The 6259-nt window shown below is 73.2% G+C and carries 6 protein-coding genes; 5 read left to right on the forward strand and 1 reads right to left on the reverse strand.

What is annotated here, in order from left to right:
* The 3 genes from GA0115240_RS04690 to GA0115240_RS04700 all read left to right on the forward strand — a co-directional run.
* Positions 1-449 (forward strand): class F sortase (locus GA0115240_RS04690; protein ID WP_107407097.1); only part of this gene is annotated, 449 nt, incomplete at its 5' end.
* Between the two features lie 121 nt (positions 450-570).
* Positions 571-1059 carry an RNA polymerase sigma factor gene (locus tag GA0115240_RS04695; RefSeq protein ID WP_370673275.1) on the forward strand — a complete coding sequence of 163 codons (489 nt, stop codon included), beginning with the start codon at positions 571-573 and terminating at the stop codon, positions 1057-1059.
* Positions 1043-1969 (forward strand): DUF4232 domain-containing protein, encoded by a 927-nt coding sequence (locus GA0115240_RS04700; RefSeq protein WP_093735379.1) that lies wholly within the window; start codon positions 1043-1045, stop codon positions 1967-1969. Before GA0115240_RS04695 ends, GA0115240_RS04700 begins: the two co-directional genes overlap by 17 nt.
* 40 nt (positions 1970-2009) lie before the next feature.
* On the opposite strand, the gene GA0115240_RS04705 is transcribed toward GA0115240_RS04700, so the two are convergent.
* Complete coding sequence (locus GA0115240_RS04705) at positions 2010-3554, reverse strand: class I adenylate-forming enzyme family protein (protein WP_093735380.1); 1545 nt, start codon at positions 3552-3554, stop codon at positions 2010-2012.
* Positions 3555-3796: 242 nt separating this feature from the next.
* Between GA0115240_RS04705 and GA0115240_RS04710 the strand changes: the two genes are divergently transcribed.
* Positions 3797-5416: an NAD(P)-binding domain-containing protein gene (locus GA0115240_RS04710; protein WP_093735381.1), complete on the forward strand. Its 1620-nt coding sequence runs from the start codon at positions 3797-3799 to the stop codon at positions 5414-5416.
* A partial coding sequence (locus GA0115240_RS04715; RefSeq protein ID WP_370673274.1) for an alpha-hydroxy acid oxidase occupies positions 5413-6259 on the forward strand: 847 nt, incomplete at its 3' end. The genes GA0115240_RS04710 and GA0115240_RS04715, both read left to right, overlap by 4 nt.

The raw sequence follows: 6259 nt of genomic DNA on the forward strand, positions 1-6259 counted from the left end.
CGGTCCGACTGCGCATCCCGGCCATCGGGGTGGACACCGACGTGATCCCGCTGGGCCTGAACGGGGACGGCACCGTGCAGGTGCCGCCGATCGCGGCGCACGCGCCGGCCGGCTGGTACGACGGCTCGCCCACTCCCGGGCAGACCGGCCCGTCGGTGCTGCTCGGCCATGTGACGGTCGGCTCCTACGGCAACGGGGTGTTCCTGCACCTGGGCCGGATGCGCCGGGGCGACCGGATGACGGTGGGCCGGCGGGACGGCACGGTGGCGACCTTCGCCGTCGACTCGGTGCAGACCGTCCCGAAGTCGCGCTTCCCCACCGCCGCGGTGTACGGGAACGTGGACTACCCGGCGCTGCGTCTCGTCACCTGCGGCGGTACCCGGGTGACCGGGGCCGGCGGCTACCCGGACAATGTGATCGTCTACGCGTCGCTGGTCGCCGAGTCGTGAACCCCGGCGCGTGAACAGGCAGCAGACGGCCGTCCATCAGGCCGCTCCGGGGCGCGGGACCGCGCGCGGCGCGGGCAGGGCGCGCGGCATCGGCACGGCGAGGAGTGAGGAGACAGCGGTCATCCGGTCTCAGGAGAGCGCGGCCTCCGAACTGTTCGAGGCGGTCTACCCCCGGCTGGCGGGCTGGTGCCGCCGGCTGGTGGACGACGACGGGACCGCGCACGAGATCGCCTCGGAGGCGTTCACCCGGTTGTGGGCCCGCTGGACGAAGGTCGAGGAGCCGACCGGCTTCCTCTATGTGACCGCGGCGAACCTGGTCCGCGACCACTGGCGCAAGATGGAGCGCGAGCGGCGGGCCATGCGCCGGGTCAGGACGGAGGAAGCGGTGAAGCGGCAGCCGGAGTCCGCCGACCCGTCGGTGCGGATGCTCGTCCAGTCGCTCCCCGAGCGGCTGCGGGACCCGGCCCTGCTGTACTACTACGCCGATCTGCCGGTACGCGAGGTCGCCGCGCTGCTGGGCCGTAACGAGGGAACGGTCAAGGCCGATCTGCACGCCGCCCGCGAACTACTCCGCGCCAAGCTCGGAGGACGCCATGACCGGATTTCCTGACGACGACCCGAACGGCTTCCCGGCCGTGCCCGGCGCCCCTCGCGACCCGGCCGGCCCCGACTCCCCCCGGGCGCCGCACGGTCCGCGGGCGGACCCGCTGGAGGCGCTGCTGCACTCCCCCGCGCCCTTCTTGTCGGCGCCGCCCGGTGCCTTCGAACGCATCCGCCGCAAAGCCGCGCGCCGCCGCCGGGTCCGGGCGGCGGTGGGCGGTTCGGCCGCGGTGGCGGTGATCGCCGGCGCCCTCTACGTGGCCGGTTCGCTGCACACCGGCGGCGGTGACGAGGTGGTCGGACCGCCCGCGAGCAGTGTCCGCGACACCTCGCCGCCCGCCGCCACGGCCGCGCCGAGCACGCCGCCGCCACGGGCGTCGGCCACCCCCAGCGCACCGGTGACCCGGCAGACCCCGGTCCCGCACCGGACCACTCCGGGCCCCCACGCGACGGAGACCCACCACGACACCGCCACCACGCCGACCACCGGCACCGCGAGCGCGCCGGAGACGACGGCGATGTGCACGGCCGCCCACCTGGAGGCGGCGCTCGGCGGCGGCGACGCCGGCGCCGGGAACCTCTACCGCTACCTGGTGCTGACCAACACCGGTACGACCGCCTGCCATCTCACCGGATTCCCCGGCCTGTCCCTGCTGGACGCGAGCGGCCGGCAGATCGGCGATCCGGCCACCCGTGAGCCGGTCGGCTACGTACCGGTGGTGCTGAAGCCGGGCGGATCCGCCAGCGACACCATCCACACCGTCAACCAGCAGGGCGTCTGCCTGCCGGAGTCGGCGCAGGTGCGGGTGTATCCGCCGGGCAGCAAGGCGTCGCTGACCTTCCCCGGCCAGATCACCAACTGCGACAACCTGCTGGCGATCACCCCGCTGGCGCCGGGCAGCAACGGCAATCCCCTGTGACGGCGGGCGGGTCGCGCGGCGCTCCCGCCGGGCCGGCCGGTCAGGTCGCCGCGCCGCCCGCCCCGGGGAGCAGAGCGGTCAGCGCCTGTTTGTCGGGCTTGCCGCCGGGCGCCACCGGTACCGCGTCGAGCACGGTGACGGTCGCGGGCACGGCCGGTTCGCCGAGTGCGGCCCGCACCGCGGCCCGCAGGGCGTCCGGGTCGGGGACCCGGCCCGCGACCGGGACGACGAAGGCGTGGGCGGCCTCCCCGGTGCGGTCGTCGGGGGCGGCGACCACATAGGCCTGGTCCACGTCGGGGTGGGTGGCCAGCGCCGCCTCGATCGCCCCGGCGTAGTAGAGGATCGCGTTGACGAACACGACGTCCCGGGCCCGGCCGACCAGCCGCAGGAAGCCGTCGGCGCCCAGCGCGCCCAGATCGCGGGTGCGGAACCAGCCGTCCCGGACCACGTCCCGGGTCTGCTCGTCGTCGTACCAGTAGCCGGACGCCTGCCCGGCGGATCTGACCCAGATCTCACCCGCGCCGCCGGCCGGCACCGGCTCGCCCCGCGGGTCGCGGATCTCGATGCCGACGCCCGGCAGCGGGCGGCCCACCGTGTCGAGCACCTGCCCGCGGCGTTCGGCGAGATCGTGCGGGGTCAGCAGGCTGAGCATGCCGGTCTCGGTCAGGCCGTACCCCTGGTGGAGGGCGTGCCCGAGCCGGTCGGCGGCCTCGGCGAGCCGGTGCGCGGGCAGCGGCGAACCCGCGACGAGCAGCACCCGCAGCCGGCTGAGGTCGGGCGCCGGCCCCTGCCGCCCGCGCAGCGTGTCGAGCACCTGGTAGAGCCGGGGGACGGTGCACAGGCAGGCGGTGATCGCGTACCGCTCCCAGACCTGCGGGAAGACCGGGGGTGATTCCGGGATGACCGCGGTGCCGCCGCTCAGCAGGCACAGCGCGAGGTGTTCCAGCATCACCGCGCTGGTCAGGGTGCCGAAGACCAGGTAGCGGCGGTAGCCCGCGGCCAGCCGGTCGGTGACCGGATTGCGCCGGGCGGGCTGCCAGCTCCAGTGGTCGGTCAGCGAACGGTAGGTCTGGGCGGCGCCCTTGGGGCGGCCGGTGCTGCCGCTGGTGAGGGTGATCAGCGCGATGTCGTCGGGGCGGCCCCGGGGGTCGAGTTCGTCACCGGTGAGGGTGGCGGCCGCCAGCAGGTCGCGTTCGGCGTCGAGGATCCGGGCGGCGCCGGCCGCGGCCGCCAGTTCCGGGCCCGCGGTGGTCGCGTCGGCGATCACCGCCTCGACGTCCTCGGCCAGTACGGCGGCGAGTTGGGGCGGGGTGAGCCCCGGCCGCAGGCCGGTGACCCGGCAGCCGAGCAGGTGGGCGGCGATCTGTGCCGCGAATCCGGCCGGGGTGACCGCGGTGGTCACGGCGACCCCGGCGCCCCGGCCCAGGCCGGCCGCCCGCAGGTTCGCCACCGCGCGTCGTACCAGGTCAAGGACCTCGCCGCGCGGCACCGGACGGGACTGGAATTCGAAGGCGGGCAGGTCCGGCTGCCGGGTGAAGTCGTCCACCAATGCCTGCGGGAATACCGATTCGGCCGGATTGGGCACGGCTTCCTCCGATCCGGGACGATCACGGGGTCGATTTCCAGCCGCACGGAATCCCGCCGGATACGCCCGCGCCGTTCGCGGGCGAGCGCGGGGCGAGCACCCGTGCCGCCTGCCGAAGTTATCCGGCGGACTCAATCATGACCTCCCCAGGTCGATGTGATATGGATCACATTCCCAAGTCTGGATACCTCCTTTAACTCTCAACTACGGTGTCGGTGTCATCTTCCGGATCGGGAGGGAACATGTCAGGAGAAGTGCGGGTCGATTATCTCGTCGTGGGCGCGGGACCGGCCGGAATCCAGGCGGCATATTTCCTGGACCGGGCCGGCCGCGATTATCTCGTGGTGGAGGCGGGCGATGCGCCGGGCACTTTCTTCACCAGATTTCCGCGCCATCGGAAGCTGATATCCATCAACAAGGTGCACACCGGCTGGGACGATCCGGAACTCAAGCTCCGCACCGACTGGAACTCCCTGCTGTCGGCGGAGAACGCCCCGCTGTTCACCGCGGTCACCCCGCGCTACTTCCCCGCCGCCGACGACCTCGTCGGCTACCTCGCCGACTTCGCCGAGACCCACAAGCTGAACATCCGCTACCACACCCGCATCACGGGAATCACCCGTCCGCCCGCCGAAGACGGCAGCGGCGCCGGGGACTTCGTGGCCACCGCCCAGGACGGCACGGTTTTCCGGGCCCGCCGGCTGATCGCCGCCACCGGTGTCAGCCGCCCGTACAACGCGCCCATCGAGGGCGCGGAACTGGCCGAGGGCTACGACGAGGTCTCGGTCGACCCGGCGGACTTCACCGGCCAGCGGGTCCTGATCATCGGCCGCGGGAATTCAGCCTTCGAGACCGCCGACAACCTCATCGAAACCGCCTCGGTGATTCACGTGGCCGGCCCCGGACGGCTGCGGCTGGCCTGGCAGACCCACTTCGTGGGACATCTGCGGGCGGTGAACAACAACTTCCTGGACACTTATCAGCTCAAATCACAGAATGCGCTGCTCGACGGCGAGATCGTCCATATTCGCAAGGACGCGGACAACGGCCCCTATCGGGTCGCGGTGAAATTCCTACGGGTGGACGAAGTCATCAAGGAAATACCCTACGACCGGGTGATCCTGGCCACCGGCTTCCGTTTCGACGCCTCCCTTTTCACCCCGGAATGCCGGCCGGAACTCACCATAAAGGACCGTTTTCCGGCCCAGACGGAGGCGTGGGAGTCCACCAACGTCCCCGACCTCTATTTCGCCGGGACCATCACCCAGGTACGGGACTTCAAGAAGTCCACCAGCGGATTCATCCACGGTTTCCGGTACGGCGTGCGGGCCCTGCACCGCATCCTGGAGCAGCGCTACCACGACGAGCCCTGGCCGGGCCGGGAGCCGGCCGCCACCCCCGAGGCGGTCGCCGACGCGGTGATCGAGCGGATCAACCGCACCTCGGCGCTCTGGCAGCTGTTCGGCTTCCTCGCCGACGCGGTGACGGTCCGCCCGGACGGTTCGGTCGGCTACTACGAGGAGGTGCCGCTCGACCATCTGCACCCGGCCGTCGCGGCCGGCTCGTTCGGCGCCGTCGACCGCTACTTCGCGATCACCCTCGAATACGGCGCCGACCACGACCGGGTCAACCCGTTCGACATCACGGTCGGCCGGGTGTCCCAGACCGACACCGGCGGCCTCGACGGCCGCTATCTCCACCCGGTGGTACGGCTGTTCCGGGCCGGCGAACTCCTGGCCGAGCACCACCTCACCGAGAACCTGGAGAACGAGTGGGACCGGGAGGCGGTCCACCGCGTCCCGCTGGTCCGCTTCCTGGCCGAGCACCTGCGGCCGGAAAACGCCGCGTCGAGTGCGTCGTGACCGCCGGAGGCGACCAACCGCCCTGGCTGCTCGGACAGTTGCGGGACAAGGCCGGGAGCCGGCTGGACCCGGTGCACCGGGACTTCTTCGAGGGGGGCGCCGGGCGCGAGACGGCGCTGGCGGAGAACGAGCGGGCCTTCGGCCGTCTCGCGCTGCTCCCCCGGGTGCTGCGCGGTGCGGGCCCGGCCGACACCGCCGTCACCCTGCTCGGCGCGCGGGCCGCACTGCCGGTCGTCGTCTCCCCCACCGCCTTCCACCGGCTGGCCCACCCGGACGGGGAGCTGGCCACCGCGCGCGCCACCGCGGCGGCCGGCACCGTACTGATCAGCTCGATGGCGTCCACCACGGCGGTGGCCGAGGTCGCCGCCGCGGCCCGGGCGGTCCGGGCCGACGCGGCGGTGTGGTTCCAGCTCTACCTCCAGCCCGCGCCCGAGGTGACCGACGCACTGGTCCGGCGGGCCGAACAGGCCGGCTGCGGCGCGCTGGTGGTCACCGTGGACTCACCGGTTCTCGGCCGCCGCGCCCGCGACGAGCGCAACGGCTTCCACGACCTGCCGCCGGGCTTGGCCGCCGAGAACATGCGCGGCCTGCCGGGCGGGCCGCCCGGCGGGGTCCGGGACATCGTCCTGTCTCCGGGCCTGTCCTGGGACGACCTGCGCCGGCTGCGCGACGGCACGGCGCTGCCCGTGGTGCTGAAGGGCGTGCTGCATCCGGACGACGCCCGGCGGGCCGCCGACGAGGGGGTGGCCGCGCTGCTGGTCTCCAACCACGGCGGCCGTCAGCTCGACGCGGCCCCGGCGGCCGTCGAGGCGCTGCCGGCGATCGTCGCGGCGGTCGGCGGCC

This window comes from Streptomyces sp. DvalAA-14 (assembly GCF_900091855.1).
Lineage (GTDB): Bacteria > Actinomycetota > Actinomycetes > Streptomycetales > Streptomycetaceae > Actinacidiphila.

Excerpts from the sequence above, each read along its gene's own strand:
- GA0115240_RS04700 (WP_093735379.1), top strand. The coding sequence starts at position 1,043 with ATGACCGGATTTCCTGACGACGACCCGAACGGCTTCCCGGCCGTGCCC.
- GA0115240_RS04710 (WP_093735381.1), top strand. The coding sequence starts at position 3,797 with ATGTCAGGAGAAGTGCGGGTCGATTATCTCGTCGTGGGCGCGGGACCG.